Consider the following 16,168-nt stretch of genomic DNA (forward strand, 5'->3'; position numbering starts at 1 on the left):
GCTCAGAGCAGCCCCGCGATCACGTCGTCGGGCGTCACGCCGTCGCGTTCGGCCCGGAAATCGACGATGACGCGGTGGCGCAACACCGGCCTGGCGATCGCCTCCAGGTCCGCCTCGCTGACGTAGGCCCGCCCCTCCAAGAGCGCCCGCGCTTTCGAGCCGACGACGAGCGCCATGCTCGCCCGCGGACTCGCACCGTACTCCAGGCGGTCGGCCTCCCGAGTGTCGGCGACGAGTCTGACCGCCCGCTCGCGGATGTCGTCGGCGATCGGGACCTGCCGGACGAGCCCCTGGATCGCCCGCAGTTCCGAGCCGCTCATGACCGTCTCGACGGGCGGTGCGGGATCGATCGACCCCGTATAGCGGTCGACGATCGCCAGCTCGTCCTCGAACGGCGGCGGCTCGATCGTTATCTTCATCGTAAAACGGTCCCGCTGGGCCTCCGGCAGCGGGTAGGTGCCCTCCTGGTCGATCGGGTTCTGCGTCGCGAGCACGAAGAAGGGTTCGGGCAGTCCGCGGGTCTCTCCGCCCGCCGTGACCTGGCCCTCCTCCATCGCCTCCAGCAGGGCGGCCTGTGTCTTCGGCGTCGCCCGGTTGATCTCGTCGGCCAACACGACGTTGGCGAACACCGGTCCCTCCTCGAAGACGAACACGCGCTCGTCGCCCGACTCGCGGATCACCTCCGTCCCGGTGATATCCGACGGCATCAGGTCGGGCGTGTTCTGGATGCGCGAAAACGAGAGGTCGACCGTCTCCGCGAGCGTCCGGATCAACAGCGTCTTGCCGAGCCCCGGCTGGCCCTCGAGCAGGGCGTTGCCGTCGGTCAACAGACAGACGAGCAGCTGTCTGACGGCCGCCTCCTGGCCGACGATCCGCTCGCGGATCTGGGCTTCGACCCGCCCGACCTGTGCGCCCGCCGTCTCCACGTCAAGCCCCTCGCTTCCCGGCTCACTCATCGCTCGACCCCCCACGGATCCGCTCGTTGTACTCGCGCACGAGGTCGGCCTCCTTGGGCCGTCTTTCGTCGGTGAACTCCGCCTGCGAGGCGTCGACGTCCGCCGGATCCACGTCGAAAGAGCCCCCGGTGTAATCGCCGCCGCCGGCGGCCGAGCCGCTTCCCTCCCCGCGCAACCGGAGCGCGCTGTCCTCCGTGCCGCGCTCGACGTCGCCCTCCTCGCCGAGGAGATCGGTTCCGCCGCCCGATCCGGAGGAACCGCCGCCCGTACCGCCCCCGCCGCCGCCACCGCCCCCGCCCGCGGTCGCCTCGATCTCCGCGTCCCCGCCGCCGATGGGCGAGATCCCGAGTCCCGCCACCGCGACGCTCGCGGCGCTGCACACCGCGATCGCGGCGACGACGGTGAGGAGCTGTCGCCGCCGGAGGAACACCCGACTCGACGTCCCCTCGAGCCGCCCGAGCACGTCCCGATACAGCTCCGCCGCAACCGGGGTATCGACGTCGCGTTCGGCGCTGTCCCTGGCCGTCCGCAGCGCCTCCTCGACGACCGGGTTGTCTGCCTCGAAGCGCTCGACGTCGAGGCGGTCGTACCGCAGCGCAGCGTCGGCGACGAGCCACGATCCCGCCGTTACCGCGGTCGCGAGACCGGCCCCCGAGACGGCGACGGGATCCGGAAGGACGACGCCCACCGACCCGAAGGCGTCTGTGAGCCCGCCGGGAATCGGCACCGAAAACAGCGCCGCGGCCCCCACCTCGGTCGCCGTGACCTGCAACGACAGCCGGAGGGCGACGAGCACCAACATCGCGTCGAGACCGGCCTGCAACAGCGCCGCCTTCTTCGCCTCCCGGCGGATCTCCGAGACGGCCGCGAGCAGCTCCTCGCGGGCGTGGGCTGTGTCCCCGGTCGCCGTCCCCGCCCGGTCGTTCGCCCCCGCCCGGTCGTCCGAGGGCTGTGACCCGTCGTTCGCCCCCGCCCGGTCGTCTGAGGGCTGTGACCCGTCGTCTGAGGGCCGTGGCTGGCGGTCGCTCATCATCCGGCTCCTTGATCGGCTTCGAGTTCGTCGATCCTATCATTTAATTCGGCTATCTCGTCGTTCAACTCGGCGTTCCTGCGCTCCAGGCTGTCGACGTCGTCCTGCAAATCCTCTTTCTCGTCCTCCAACTCGGCGTTCTCGTCCTCCAACTCGTCGACGCTCTCCTCCGCGTCGGCCAGTTCATCGCGGGCCGCCCCGAGGTCCGAGCGCACCCGGCGTACCTCCGCCTCCGCCTCGGCGAGGTCGTCCTCGGTCGCCGCCAGCTCCGATTCGGTCGCCTCGAGTTCGGCCTCGGTCTCGTCGAGCCGGGCGAGTAGCTGGTCGCGGTCCTGTTCTCTCGTTTCGAGTGTCGACTCGGTCTCGTTGAGCTCCGTCTCGCGCGCTTCGAGCGTCGCCTCCGTCGCCTGGAGTTCCGCCCGCAGTTCCTCGTTTTCCGCCTCCAGGTCGGCGTTCGTCGACTGTAGCTCCGAGCTCGCGGCCTGATACACCGCGGTCGTGCCGACCAGCCCGCCGGCCGCGACGAGGAGGGCGATGAGCACCGTCGTGTCGATGTGGCCGCCGATGTATCCCATCGCTACGACCTCGTGTCTCCGACGGTATATATTTCTCCCAGCCGCCGGAGGGCGACCTCGCCGAGGTAGACGACGAGCGCGAGCGCGAGCAGTACCCACGCGAACGAGCGCTGGATCGCGCGCTCGCGGGTCGACTCCGAGCGGGTAAACGCCGCGATTTCGGCCGTCTCGGACGGGGCAAACACCGCCCCGCCGGTCCGGTCGACCGCCGCCTCGAGCGCCGAGGACTGCCCGACCGCCCCGTACTCCTCGGCGTAGTTGACGGCGTACTCGGCGTCGAGTACCGAGCCGTAGCCGACCGTCTCGGGCGTGATCGTCGCCTCGAAGCGCTCGGTGTCGGCCCGGACGAACCGCAGGTCCGTCCCCTCCGGCCGCGTCGCCCCCCGGTGGACGACCGTCGTCTCCGTCCCGCGGTTGGCGTCCGCGACCGAGGTCACGTTCGTCCGCTTGCGACGGGGGTCGCCGATGGCCCAGTTCACGGAGCGCGTCGTGAGTTCGGCGTCGGGTGCCCGCAGGAGGCCGCCGAGGCTCCCGTCGTCGCCGTAGGCGGTCACCGAGACGACGCGTCCGAGCCCGAAGCGCCAGCTCGTGATCGCCGGCTCGCCCTCGCTCGTCGTGACCAGGAGGCGGGCCCCCTGGCGGGGGTCGACATCGTTTGCGGCGGCCGGGTCCGACTCGGTCTCGACGCCGTCGGTGATGAAGTGCGTGCTGTCGAGGACGACGAGCGAGTCGGCCTCCGGCGGGGCCGCCTCGGTGTCGAACAGAAGCCGGAGGCGCTCGGTCTCGTCGGGCTGGAGGTACGTCCCCCCGGTCGCGCCCGCGATCTCGGCCATGCGGTCGTCCTCGCGCCACCAGCCGAACCCGACGCCCGTCACCCGCACGTCCTCGGCGGCGAGTTCCCCGGCGGCGGCGAGCGGCTGGTCGGAGTCGTCGACCCCGTCGCTTATCAAGATCACCTCGCCGCCGCCCTCGAGCAGCGCGCCGCCGGCGCGCAGGCCCGCCCCGATGTCCGTCCCCCCGCCGGCCTGCAGCCGCCGGATCGTCTCTCTGAGTTCGGGGCGTTCGCTCTCCAGGGGGCGGAGCTCCGAGACCACCTGCGCCCCGCTGTCGAAGGCGACGATGCCGAGGCGGCTGTCGTCGCCGATCTGCTCGATGACGTCGAGGGAGAGCCCCCGGATCCGGGGCATGCCCTCCTCGGCACTGCCGGAGACGTCGATCACGAGGACGACGTCGTCGCCGCCCGCGCGCTCCTCGAAGCGGACCGGCAGCATCGTCGCGATCGACGAGGACGCGTAGCCGCCGCGCCCGTAGGCGTTGTCGCCCCCGGCGACGACGACCCCGTTGCCGTCGGCGGCGTACGCCTGAAGCGCGCCGACGTCGCCGAGGTCCTCGGCCGCGAGGTCCTGAATCACGACGGCGTGATACGCCTCCAGGGCCGCCCGGTCCGGTACCGATTCGGCGCGGGTGACGTCGTAGAGCCCCTCGAGGTACGTCTCGAGCGGGTAGTCGACGCGGGAGACGTACAGCACCTCGGGGGGCTCGACGACCGTGACGACCCGGCGGAAGACGGTGTTTCGCTCGAACCCGGCCTCGTCGCCGGCGTCGATCGTCGCCTCGATCCGGTGATCGCCCGGCTCCTCGAAGGTGTGTTCGAGGTCGACCGACGCCGTCCCCGTCACCGTCTCCTCGTGGAGTACCTCGCCGTCGGCCCTCACCGTAAGCTCCGCGCTCGCATCGCCGACGCCGCCAACGGAGACGAGAAGCGACTCCGTGGCCCCGGCGGTCGTGGTCTCGGGGGCCTCGAGGGTGACGAGCCGTTCGGCACGCGCCGGGTCGATCCGGAGCGTGCTGATCGTGGCGTTTCGCTCGGCGGCGACGTCGACCGCCGCCCCCAGGCTGCGGCCCTCGGTCACCCGGCCGTCGGAGAGCAAGAGGACGTGTGACCCCGCCTCGACGCTCCGAAGCACCTCGTCGCCGATCGGCGATGACTCCCCGGTCGCGATCGTCGTCCGCCGGACCGGGACGCCCTCGGCTTCGATCGAGTCGGCGATCGCCGCCGCGTCGGCGTCGTAGGCGTCCATGCTTGCCGAGTCGTCGACGAGCAACTGTACCTCCGGATCGCCCACGGATCGGCTGACGTCGACGACGTAGGGGCCGGCGGCCGCGGTGACGAGCAGGACGGCGAGGAGCACCCGCGAGACGATCATGAGCGTCCGGGTCCGCCCCGTCGGCGCGCCCGGCCCGACGTTCCAGTAGAAGGCGAGGGCGACGGCGGCGAGTGCGACCGGGAGCGCGGCGATCAACAGCGGCCGCTCGAAGCCGACCGGCCCGATCGACCCGACCGACTCGACGACGCCGACGGCGAAAGCGACACCGGCGGCCATCACAGCTCACCCCGGTATTTCAGGTATCCGAGTTCGAGCAGGCCGACGAGCAACGCGCCGAGGGCGAGCCACGGCGTGAGCGACCGCGGCGTCGACCCGGTCTCGACCGTCCCCGTCTCGGCCTCGATCGGCTCGGAGACGACGTCTGACTCCGACGGCGAGCGCAGGCTGACGCCGTATCGGGTCGTCGCCGTGTCGTAAAACCCCGTCTCGGTCGGTTCGAGCCGCGCCGTCTCGACGGCTCCGTCGCCCGTCTCGACGACCGTCGGCGCATCGAAGGTGATCGCCTCGCCGCTCCGTCGGTTCAGTTCCTCGATCGGCGTCCGCCCGGCGGCGTAGTTGATCGCCTGCCGCCAGAAGACGGGGTAGCGGTAGTTGTATTTGAACGCCGAGTCCTCCTCGATGTAGCCGTAATACATCGCCCGCCCGGAGCCGACCTCGTCGACTGCGATCATTGGGCTGCCGTCGTCGGCCACCGCGAGCGCCTCCCCGCGCTGGAGTGCCCCGGAGAGGTACGCCTCCGCGGGGACGAAGCCGATTCCGTCGACGACGGGATGGGACGCGGCGGTTCGGACGTCCGTCCGGACGCCGACCTCCTCGGGCGCTATGAGCGCCAACCCGCCGTAGCCGACGGCCCCGAGATCGTCTTGGCTCTGGACGACGACGCCCGACCCGTCCTCGACGTCGCCGCGGACGTCGGCGATCGTCCCCTCGAGGACCCGTTCGGGATCGACGTTGCTGAACACGACGACGTCGTAGCCGGTGGCGTCGGAGACCGGCGGAGCGGCAACGTCGACGCGGACGTCGCCCATCACGTCCAGCGCCGCCAGCAAGAAGCCGTTCCGGTCGTTCGTCACGACGAGCGTCTCGATCGTCCGGTCCGCCGGGGCGGCCACGTAGGCGACGTCGTCGGTCCGAAAGGAGTCGCCGGGCGAAAGCCGCAGTTCCCCGCCGCCGTCGGGGAGCGGAAGCGTCACCTCGGTGACGTCGCCGGGGGCCAACGCGACCGTCTCCGTCGAATCGCCGAGGGAGACGTCCCGCGTCTGTTCGGTCTCGCCGCCGTTCGTGACGACCGCCGTCGCCTCCGTCGCCGTCACCGACAGGTCGACGATCCCGACGTTGTCCTCGCCGCCGCCGCCGACCCGGCGGACGACGACCTCCTCGCCACCCGCCCGGACGCTCTCCGCCGCCGCCTCCCAGTCGGTGTCGTCGACGAAGTCGCTGACGACGACGATCCGCCGGGCGTCCTCGTGGGCGTCGGCAGCGACCCTGATCGCCCGCCGGAGGTCGCCCTCGGCCTCGACGACGGACAGCCCGGACAGCGCCGCGGCCGTCGCCTCGCGGTCGCCGTCGGCGATCTCGATCGTCGGCTCGGGGGCCGTGGTGACGAGCGTCGTCCGGTCGCCCGTTACCCCCTCGGCGGTGTCGACGGCGCGTTCGAACCGCGTCGCGTCCCCGTCGGTCGTCGCCATGCTCGCGCTGGTGTCGAGGACGACGACCGTCTCGCCGGATGTACCGCCGGGCAGCGGGACCTGCGGCCCGGCGAGCGCCAGCGGGATCGCGACGAGAACGAGCGCCTGCAGCAGGAAGATCGTCGACATACGAAACCGATCGCGGATGCGTTGCTGTCGGCTGTCACCGTCGCCCTCGGTGAGGAACTCGACCGTCGGGAGGTCGTACCGGCGCGGGTCGGGGCGGACGAGATACAACACGACGAGCGGGATCAGCGCCGCGAGGCCGAGCAATCCGAGCGGGCTCGCGAGCGACCCGCCGGCCTGAAGGAGGGCCATCGTACTCGGCCGAAGGGGACGGAGCCACATGTGTTTGACCATCGGGTCGCGGTGGCGAGACCGAGGGTCGCGGTGGCGAGATTGCGATGGCAGTGGCGAGATTGCGATGGCAGTGGCGAGATTGCGATGGCAGTGGCGAGATTGCGATGGCAGTGGCGAGATTGCGGTGGCGGTGGCGTTGCGGCCGGTATCGGTATCGACGCCCCCGGCGTGTCACCCGTCGAGTTCGAACGCCAGCCGGTCTCCGACGTCGACGCCGCGTTCCGCGGTCCACTCGTAGTTCACTTCGAGGACGTACTGGCCCCGCCCCGGATACCGCTGGTCGGTGCCGTCCTCATCGGGGCCGGGCGCGGGGGCGTGGTGGATCCCCGTGATCGTCCCCGTCGAATCCGCGTAGACGATATCGATCCCGAAGTCCATCCGCCGCATAACGAACGTCCGGTCGGCGACCGATCCGAAGACGAACAACATCCCGCGGTCCGCCGGCAGCGATTCGGTATCGCTCAGCCCGGTGTATCGGAGGTCGTCCGTGTCCGCGATGGCCGCCGTTACCGTGCCGAGTGACTCGCCGTCCGGCGTTTCGACGCGAACCGTGGTCGTCTCGTAGCCCTCGTGGACCGGGTCGAAATCCGGCGTCTCGGTCCCGGGCGTGGACGTCCCGTCCGCCCCCGTTTGCGTCGCGCTCTCCGATCCCCCGTCGCCGGCCGATTTCCCGTCGCCGGCCGATCCGGCGTCGAGACAGCCGGCGAGGGTAGCAAACGTCGCCCCGGCCGTCGCAAGACACGTCCGGCGATCCATGTCGTCCGGTTCGGACGGACGATACATAAAACAGGGGAGGGGCGGTCGCGGTTCGCCGCCGATCCACGCGAGGGACGAGCGACAGCCCGATACGTACCACGGCGCGGATCGGAACGACGGCGCGGATCGGAACGACGGCGCAGATCGGAACGACGGCGCGGATCGGAACGACGGCGCAGATCGGAACGACGGCGGCCGGCAGTATATATTTTCGAGGCCCCAACGCCCGGTCGATGGCTCCTGCCCCGCGTGCCCCCCGTTCGGGCCGACGTCTCGCGGCGCTCGCGACGCTCGTCTCGATCGTGCTGTTTTCGGCCTGTCTCGGTACGCTGGCGGCCGTCGGGACCGCGGCTGCCGAAACGGGGGCCGTCGGCCCGGTCGGCGACGCCGGCGATACCGAAGCGACGCCCCCGGCCCCGGCGCAGACGCCGCCCTCGCCCGCGGACGCGACCGGCGAGGGCGTCACCGTCGCGATCCTCGACAGCGGCATCGACGACGGCCACCCCGACCTCCGGGGACGCGTCACCGAACGGGTCGACCTGACCGGCGCGGAGCCGACCCACCCCGACCGCGGGACGGACGCGAGCGGCCACGGGACGTTCGTCGCGGGCGTCCTCGGCGGCAGCGGGGCCGCAAGCGACGGCGACCACGCCGGCGTCGCGCCGGGCGCGGCCCTCGTCGATGTCCGTATCATGGCCGAGAACGGCGACGCCGACGAGGCGACCGTCGCCGAGGGCATCGAGTACGCCGTCAGCGAGGCCGACGCCGACATCGTCCTGTTGAGCCTCGAAAGCGTCGGCGCCGCCCCCGCAACCATCGAGGACCGCGTCGAGTGGGCGACCGATCGGGGCGTCCTCGTGGTCGCCTCGGCGGGCAACCGCGGCGGCCCCCGCTCGGTCACCACGCCCGGGACGTCCCGGAGTGCGCTCACCGTCGGCGCGACCGACCGCGAAGGGGGGATTTGGGCCCGCTCCGCCTGGGGGCCGACTTCCGCGGGCGTATTTAAACCGGAGCTGCTCGCGCCCGGCGAGGGGATCGTCGGGCCGCGCGCCGGGGACGGCTGGACGGACGACCCCTACGCCCGTCGGAGCGGCACGAGCATCGCGGCGGCCCGAGTCGCGGGCGTCGCCGCGCTCGTCCTCGAATCCGAGCCCGGCCTCGGGCGGGCGGCGATCGAGCGCCGGCTGACGAGTACCGCGCGACCGATCGGAAACGGCCCGGAGGGGGTCGCCGATCCGGTCGCCGAGACGTCCGACGGAGACGGGATCGCCGAGACGTCCGACGGAGACGGGATCGCCGAGGGGACGGGGGCCGGCGAGGTCGACGCCGAACGCGCGCTCGCACCCGACATCGTCGCCGACGGGGTCGTCGATCTCGGCGTCGTCGACGACGAGGACTCGGTGACCCGGACGGTGACGTTTCGGAACCGCGACGACCGCCGCCACGAACTCGACTTCGATCTCGCCCTCCGGAACGCCGATACGGGCGAGGGGGCCGGAGGCGCGCTCTCGTTGAACCGCAGTGGCCTCTCGCTCGCGCCGGGCGAACGGGCGGCGGTCGAACTCCGGGTCGACGGGGCCGTCCCCTCGGGAGCCCACGTCGGGGCGATCCGGTATGCGGTGGGCGGGGAACCCCGGTCGGTCGCCGTCGGGTTCGTCCGCGGCGGGCGTCTCACCGTCGAGAAGCGGCCGCTGTCGGCGGGCGACCGCGTCGACGGCGACGAACTGCTCGTCTTCACCGAGGGGGACACCCACAGCGAGGTCCTGGAGTTCGAGGGGAACACCGCGAGCGTCTTGGCCGGGGGCGGCACCTACGTCCTCTGGTCGGCCGGCGTCGACGACGCGACCGGTTCGTTGGTGTTTCTCTCCGAGCGGCTCCGGGTCGACGGCGATACCCGCGTCGTCCTCGACGAGGCCGAGACCGTCCGATCGGGAGTCGACGCCACCGCCCTGGAGGTGCGCTATGGCTCCCTCGAAAACCGCTCGGTCGCGGCGTCGATGGTCACCGAGACCGCCGGTGGAACCGAACGGCTCTCCCGGCGCGTCCTCGACGCCGACAACCGGACGATCCGAGTCTCGCGGGACCGCGAGACCGCGCTCACGGCGACGTACCTGCTCACGACGGCGACCGACGGCGAGGGGCTGGACGCGGCGGACGTCTTCCATCTGAGCAACCACGTCAGGTGGACGCGGTGGGCCACCCGACGGGAGGTCCACCCCGCGGACCTCGAAACGACCACCTACCGGATCGGGCGGACGACGGTCGACCGCACCCCGGAGGTCCAAGAGCGGACGTCGGTCCGGCGGAGTCGGGGCGGCCGACAGCTGTCGTGGTTCGGGCTGGGCGATCGCCCGATCCAGCGCGTCCACCGGACGCCGGAGATCGACCACGAGCGTCACCTCCGGCTCGACGGCTGGCGGGCGGCGCTCTCCGCGCCGGCGGCGGGCAACGCGGCCGGGAACGTCAGCGCGCTCTCACACCCGCTGTTCGCGCGGGCGGACGTCGAGATCCGCGACGGGGTCGCGTCGGTCGAGGCGCGGCCGCTCGCCGACGGCGCGGGCACCGAACTCCACGCCGGCGACAAGCACACTGTCGCCGTCGCCGTCGGCGGCACGGTTCGGGCCGAACGCCGCAGCGAGCGTCCCGTGATCGACGTCGGGTCGGTCCCGATCGCCGAGGGCGACTCGCTGTCGGTGCGGATCGACGGCGCGAACCCGGATGGCCGGCTCTCGACGCGGACGCGAACCGCGGTGACGCTCCGAGGCAACGACACCGATCCGGGGGCGTCGGTCCCGCTGCTCCGGGACGTCCGCCTCGAGGCCCCCACGCCGACGAACGCGGCCGGGCCGGGGACGGTGCCGATCCGGATCCGCACCGCGGCGCGGGAGGAAATCGCGGAGGCGACCGTCTGGTATGCGCCCGACAGCCCCGAGACGCCGCCGTGGATCGACGGCTCGGCGTGGGAGCGGACGCCCGCAGGGTTCGGCTACCGGGGGCTTCGGGCCACGGTCGAGGTCCCCGACGACGCCGATACGATGAGCCTCGCGGTCGGCCTCGAGTCGGAGGCGGGGAGTACGGTCCGGACGATGACGGCCGACGCCTTCCACGTCGGGCGCGCGCCGAACACGTCGACGCGGTTCATCGAGGGGCGGCTCCTGCGGGCCGACGGCGGCGTCGCCGACAACGACACCGTCATCGCGGCCCCGACCGACGGCGACGACCCCTTCGTCGCGTCGACGGGATCGGACGGGCGCTTCAGCCTCGACGTGCCGAAAGACGAGCCCTACGACGTCCAGTACCGCCGCGGCGACCTGTGGGACGACGCGCCGACGGCCCCCGGCCGCCCCGACTTCTACTCGCTCGGGCGGGTCGAGGCGACCGAGGACACGACGCTCGACCGGACGCTGCCGTCGCCGACGACGCTCGACGTCCGCGTCCGCGACGAGCGCGGCGTGGTCGTCGAGAACGCGACCGTCCGGATCGCCCACCGCGCGGGCAACGCCACGAGCGCCGCGGAACTCACGACGGACGGAAACGGGAGCGTCGCGCTCGGCCCGACGCCCGGCTTGCACCTGGCCGGGACGGTCAACGTCACCGTCGACGCGCCCGAGGAGCCGCCCTTCGTCGGGTCGACGCTCCGGCGGACGGTGACCCTCGAGGGCGAGCGCACGACAGAGCGGTTCGTCATCGAGAACGACGCGCCGACCGCGGCGCTGTCGACGAGCCGGACCTGGATGCTCGAGGGGACGCCGACGACGCTCGACGCGGGCGACAGCGACGTGCCCGCCGGCCCCGCCGAGTACCGCTGGGACCTCGACGGCGACGGGTCGGTCGATCGGGTGACCGACTCGCCGACGACGCGCTATGCGCCCCCGCTCGGCGAGACCGAACCCTCGGTGACGGTCGTCGACGCCGCGGGCAGGCGCGCGAACGCGACGGTCGGGCCGATCCGGGTGACCGAGGAGTGGGAGTAGCGTCCCCTGTAGTTCGGGCGGACGCCGGGGCGAACGACGGTCGTGTCGAGTAGGGTGGCGTAACTGCTACAAAAATCAGCAGTGAACAGCAGTCCTTCGATACAAATAGAACCCAAACGCCTAATAGATATCGAGTATATACTGCAGATATGGCTGAGTTCACGTTCGAGGGCAGAGAAGCCCTTGAGAAAGAAGCAAAACCCGTTGGCGGAGGCGCACACGTCCACGTCCCAAAAGACTGGATTGGAGAAAAAGTCGCCGTCATCCGCCTCGAACAACAAGAAAACGAAGACGACGAGTAACACAACATGGCGTCAACACACCTCTCACTCCCACTCCGCCTCCCCTTCGAGGAGCAAGAACGCCACGCTCGATTAGACACACTCACAACCAGCGTTGCAAATACGCTCATCGAGCAATACTGGACGCCCGAACACCTCACCGGGATTGATGAATACTCGTATCAAGCGTGGAAATACTTTGACGAAGCCGAAGCGTTCGGAAGCGTTGACTTGTATCTCCCGAGTCGGTACAAACGGTGCGTGATGCAGAAGGTTGGGGAAACACTCCGAAGTCATGCTGACAAACGCGAAGCGTTCCAATCCATCCAGTCCGTTCTTCCCGACCACAAGATTCGACGCATCGACACTCGGAGAATCAAGGAACGACTCTGGGACTCAGAGGAATACCTCAAATCTGGGTACGTTGACTTGCTAATCGGGCAACTCAATTCGTACTACGACCGCCACGGGTGCTTCCCTGAATCATATTTCGAGTTGCAAGAGTGTCCATCGTACTCGAAAGGTGTGCTTCCGTACTCGGCTGACGATGGCCCCGCTTCCGGGCAGGCTGTCAAATACGAGTACAGCGAAGATACGCAGACACTCACGGTCAAACTCAAAACACCGGATACAGTCGAACCCGAGACTCGTGGTGACTGGACGTGGACGGAACACGAATTGGAAGGATACGAAGCGTTCCACGAACTCTTAGAACACGGCAGTCTCTCCGCACCCGCCTTCCACCCCACACAATCGAAAACCGGGAACGAATACTACGAACTCTCGTTCCCCGTTGAGGTTGAACACCAAGAGAAATCGAGCGACGTGGAAACCGTCTTGGCGATTGATGGTGGCCTCCGAAAAGACGCTACCGCAGTCGTTGTCAACGAGAACGGAGAACAACTTTCCACGCCGTACTTCATTCAGAACACCGAGCGAGAGCGGATGCAGAATCTCGCTCGTGAACGTAACCAACTCAACTCCAAGTTGGCATATCTGCGTCGAGGAGGGCGTGACCACACGGACTCGTTCACACAGGTTCAGGCAGAGTACGAGCGTGTGAACAACAAGATTCGGCACAAGCGAGTGCAGTTGGTTCATGATGTAGCGAATCAAGTGCTTGCTCTCGCGTTGGTGTACGACGTTGACGCGATTATACACGAAGACCTACGAAGTCTGTCACCGCCTCGTGGCGAAGGACAACTTTCGTGGGAGTTGTCGTCGTGGGCGCGGCGAGAAATCATCTCGAAAATCGAGTACCGGGCTGACATCGCCGGACTGTACATGGATAAAGTACGTCCGGGCAACACGAGTCGGTCGTGCCCTCGGTGCGGCGCGACCGGGCATACCACGAAGTCTCCCGACCACTCGTTTGAGGTGTGGTGTGGGGGCCACTTCCGGTGCGACAACGCCCGCTGTGGCTTTCAGGCCGACCGGGATTACGTTGGTGCAGTCAACGTGGCGCGTGTGTTCTTCAGCGAGACAGCAACGCTGGAACACGGTTTCACGTCCTCGTATATCGGGGATTCTGAAATCGTGCCAGCTAGCCGTTCCGCTGGCTCGCGTCTCGTGTTCGGTGAAGCACCTATCGTGTTTACCGGACATTCGGAGAAAGTTGTGATTGCTGGTGGCGGGTCGTGCTTCATAGCGCCCGCTGTCACCCCGATAGAGACGAAAAACAATAGCAGTAACAACGATTCAGTGTCAAGCCCAGCGACACACAGCACCTCTCAGTTCGTTAAGAGGACTGCTGTTTACTGCCGAAAATAGGAACGGTTCCGCGTCGGCTCGGGCTCACTCGGAGGAGTCTAATCGCGGGACGTCACCGAGGTCGTCGCGGCGCTCCCCGGACAGATACGCCTCGTAGTACCCCAGTCCTCGAACGCCCGTGAGAAGCGTCGAGAGCGCGCCGAAGGCGAGCCGATCGCGTAGCGGGAGGTCGGGTTCGGGGCGTTTGATCCCGCTGGGGCGGGGCGGAACGCCGGGCGTCCCGTAGCGGTCGGGGTGGTACCGCTGGAGTTGACAGAGGCCGCGGCCGACCCGGCGGTCCTTTTTAACGTGTGCGCGGAGACTGTCCCTGGTTGGGTGATACATCGTAACGTCGGCGGCGAAGTGGCGGTCGTAGCCCGCCTCCGAGACGCGGTTGCCGAACTCCTTGTCGCCGCCGGAGACGAGGCGGTGATCGAAGAGGCCGACGTCGGCGAAGACGTCGCGGCGGACGAACAGACAGCAGGTCGGGGCGAACCCCTGCTGTTCGAGATAGCCCTCGACGGGAAAGCCCGTGTGGTGGTCATAGCGGGCGGCGAGTGAGGGATCCTCGGGGAGCGTGATGTCGACGTTACAGCCCATGTAGTCGGCGTCGGCGGTCTCGAACGCCGCGAGTGCGGTGTCGAGCCAGTCTTCGGGGACGGTCATGTCTGCGTCGACGAACGCGAGGATCTCCGCGTCGGTGTTTCGGATGCCGGTGTTGCGGGCGGCGTAGGAGGATTGGACGTCCGTCTCGTGGTGGAGGGTGACCCGGTCGTCGTCGTACGAACGGACGACGTCGGGGGTGCGGTCGGTGGAGTCGTTGTCGACGACGACGACCCGGTACTCGCGGTCGGTCGACTGGGCGAGCAGCGAATCGAGGGTCGTTCGGATCCCCTCGGGGTCGTCGTAGACGGGGACGACGACGGCGACGTCGGGGGGCGTATCGGTCCCGGTGGCCGCGTCACCGGAGGTGTCGGCGTCGGGACCGGAGTCGGCATCGGAATCGGAGTCGGTGTGTCCTGTCATGCGGTGGCTTTCCCGTCGATCGGAGTCGATGATCGAAGCGCCGGCGCTCGGGCCGCCGGCGAGTCGGTCAGCGAAGGTAGCCGAGGTCGGCGAGTCGGTCCTCGACGTCCGCCTCGACCGTCCCGGCGTCCCCCCGCAGGTCCATCGATTCGAGTGCCGCGAAGGCGTCCTCGACTCGCTTCGAGCCGTCCCGGTCGACCGGGATCGCCTCCCGGGCGTCGCGGATTCGCAGCGCGAGCGCGTCCTCGCCGCGGACGGCGTACTTCATCGTGTGGTCCCCGGAGCGCTCGTAGACCGCGCGCCAGGGGCCGTAGTAATCCGTCGCCGCCTCGGTGCTCCCCTCGAAAATGCCGTCGTGTTCGGTGAGAAGCCGTTCGGTCGAGGCGACGACCGGTCCCTCGGGGACGAACGAATCGCGCGACGCCGAGCCGTCGAGCGCCGCCCGGACGGTGTCGGGAAACGCGGCGAGGGTCGCCGGCGCGTCGACGGTGACCGGGTCGGTCTGGCCGGGGTAGCTGACGACGAGGGGGACGTGCGTCAACACCTCGTGGATTCCCCAGCTGTGATCGACCAGCCTCGTCCGGCCGGTGAGGCGGCTGATCTCGCCGAACCCCTCGCCGTGGTCGCTCGTGAGCACGACGAGGGTCTCCTCGTGGACGCCCGCGTCTTCGAGCCCCTCGAAGAGCCCTTCGAGGTGGGCATCGAGTTGGCGGATCGCCCCGTCGTAGAGGTGTTCGAACGCCTCCAGTTGCCACCAGGGGCGTCCCCGAACGAACTCGTTCGCCGGCGGCTTCTCGAACTCGGCGTGGAGCGTGCGGAGCGTCTCGCCGCCCCAGCGGTCGTATCGCTCGGCCGGGTCGTAGGGGAAGTGGGCGTCCATTAGATTGAGACACGCGGCCCAGGGGCGGTCGTCGGCTCCGTCGCCGTTCCCGGTCGCCCACCCGAGGAACCCGTCGATCAACTGCCCGGAGTCGGGCGTCCCCTCGGCGGAGCCGCGCCGCTTTTGATAGAGGTGGTAAGCGCCGTTGTAAAGCGACCTGAGCGGGTATTCGTCCCGAAGGGCGCGCTCGAGGTTGCCCGCGATGCCGTCGTGCGTGGCCGAATCCGTCGGGCCGCGGGCACCGGGGAAGGGTTTGTTCGACGACCCCGAAAACGTCTGCGTCATCGCGTGGTCGAAGGGGTCTGTCAGGTTCGAGGCGTGTGCGAGCACGGAGTTGACCGTGAAAACCCCCGTCCGGTAGCCCAGGGCCGAAAGCTCCTCCCAGACCGTCGTCTCGGGGCGCAGTCGGTCCTCGTGGCGCGTGATGCCGTGTTCTTCGACCGCCGCGCCGGTCCAGAGGCTGGCGTGGCTCGCGACGCTGTGGATGCCGGGGGATCTGGCCTGCCGGTAGGTGGTCGCGCCGTCGGCGTACGAGGAGAGAAACGGGGTCGTATCGCGGTGGTGCCCGTACAGCCCCACGTTCTTCGCGCGGACGCTGTCGAGGACGACGAGCAGGACGTTGGGGCGACTCATCCGCCCACACGAACGTCTCGGATCGGTTTATCCGTTCGGGTTTCGAGGACCGGGGCGCTCCCAGTACTGTTATGACGCCTACTCGAAAACAT

General features: G+C 69.4%; 11 protein-coding genes. 3 read left to right on the top strand and 8 right to left on the bottom strand.

Features of this window, described 5'->3' with window-relative positions:
- Positions 1-2 precede the first annotated feature (2 nt).
- The 6 genes from HZR14_RS09800 to HZR14_RS09825 form a co-directional block, all read right to left on the bottom strand.
- Entirely contained in the window at positions 3-956 is a 954-nt protein-coding gene (locus HZR14_RS09800; protein WP_181692690.1) for an AAA family ATPase, read from the bottom strand.
- On the bottom strand, positions 949-1,986 hold the full coding sequence (locus HZR14_RS09805) for a DUF7502 family protein (RefSeq protein ID WP_181692691.1): 1,038 nt from the start codon (positions 1,984-1,986) through the stop codon (positions 949-951). The genes HZR14_RS09800 and HZR14_RS09805 overlap by 8 nt, the downstream gene beginning before the upstream one ends.
- Positions 1,986-2,561: a chromosome partitioning protein gene (locus tag HZR14_RS09810; RefSeq protein ID WP_181692692.1), complete on the bottom strand. Its 576-nt coding sequence runs from the start codon at positions 2,559-2,561 to the stop codon at positions 1,986-1,988. The genes HZR14_RS09805 and HZR14_RS09810 overlap by 1 nt, the downstream gene beginning before the upstream one ends.
- A 2-nt stretch (positions 2,562-2,563) precedes the next feature.
- Positions 2,564-4,945, bottom strand: coding sequence for a VWA domain-containing protein (locus HZR14_RS09815; protein ID WP_181692693.1), 2,382 nt, complete (start codon positions 4,943-4,945; stop codon positions 2,564-2,566).
- Positions 4,945-6,735, bottom strand: a complete 1,791-nt coding sequence (locus HZR14_RS09820; RefSeq protein WP_181692694.1) for a vWA domain-containing protein — start codon at positions 6,733-6,735, stop codon at positions 4,945-4,947. Before HZR14_RS09820 ends, HZR14_RS09815 begins: the two co-directional genes overlap by 1 nt.
- A 213-nt stretch (positions 6,736-6,948) precedes the next feature.
- Positions 6,949-7,533 carry a DUF192 domain-containing protein gene (locus HZR14_RS09825; RefSeq protein ID WP_181692695.1) on the bottom strand — a complete coding sequence of 195 codons (585 nt, stop codon included), beginning with the start codon at positions 7,531-7,533 and terminating at the stop codon, positions 6,949-6,951.
- Positions 7,534-7,766: 233 nt separating this feature from the next.
- On the opposite strand from HZR14_RS09825, the gene HZR14_RS09830 reads away from it, so the two are divergent.
- The 3 genes from HZR14_RS09830 (at position 7,767) to HZR14_RS09840 (ending at position 13,558) form a co-directional block, all read left to right on the top strand.
- Positions 7,767-11,507: a S8 family serine peptidase gene (locus tag HZR14_RS09830; protein ID WP_181692696.1), complete on the top strand. Its 3,741-nt coding sequence runs from the start codon at positions 7,767-7,769 to the stop codon at positions 11,505-11,507.
- A gap of 149 nt (positions 11,508-11,656) precedes the next feature.
- Positions 11,657-11,809 carry a DUF2080 family transposase-associated protein gene (locus HZR14_RS09835; RefSeq protein WP_181692697.1) on the top strand — a complete coding sequence of 51 codons (153 nt, stop codon included), beginning with the start codon at positions 11,657-11,659 and terminating at the stop codon, positions 11,807-11,809.
- A gap of 6 nt (positions 11,810-11,815) precedes the next feature.
- Positions 11,816-13,558, top strand: a complete 1,743-nt coding sequence (locus HZR14_RS09840; RefSeq protein WP_220132525.1) for a zinc ribbon domain-containing protein — start codon at positions 11,816-11,818, stop codon at positions 13,556-13,558.
- Between the two features lie 24 nt (positions 13,559-13,582).
- Here the strand turns inward: HZR14_RS09840 and HZR14_RS09845 are convergent, their stop codons facing one another.
- Both HZR14_RS09845 and HZR14_RS09850 read right to left on the bottom strand, forming a co-directional pair.
- Entirely contained in the window at positions 13,583-14,563 is a 981-nt protein-coding gene (locus HZR14_RS09845) for a glycosyltransferase family 2 protein (RefSeq protein ID WP_181692698.1), read from the bottom strand.
- A gap of 67 nt (positions 14,564-14,630) precedes the next feature.
- A complete protein-coding gene (locus tag HZR14_RS09850) occupies positions 14,631-16,076 on the bottom strand; it encodes a sulfatase-like hydrolase/transferase (protein WP_181692699.1) in 1,446 nt (481 codons plus the stop codon).
- Positions 16,077-16,168 lie beyond the last annotated feature (92 nt).

The organism is Natronomonas salinimetallica, from assembly GCF_013839515.1.
GTDB lineage: Archaea > Halobacteriota > Halobacteria > Halobacteriales > Haloarculaceae > Natronomonas.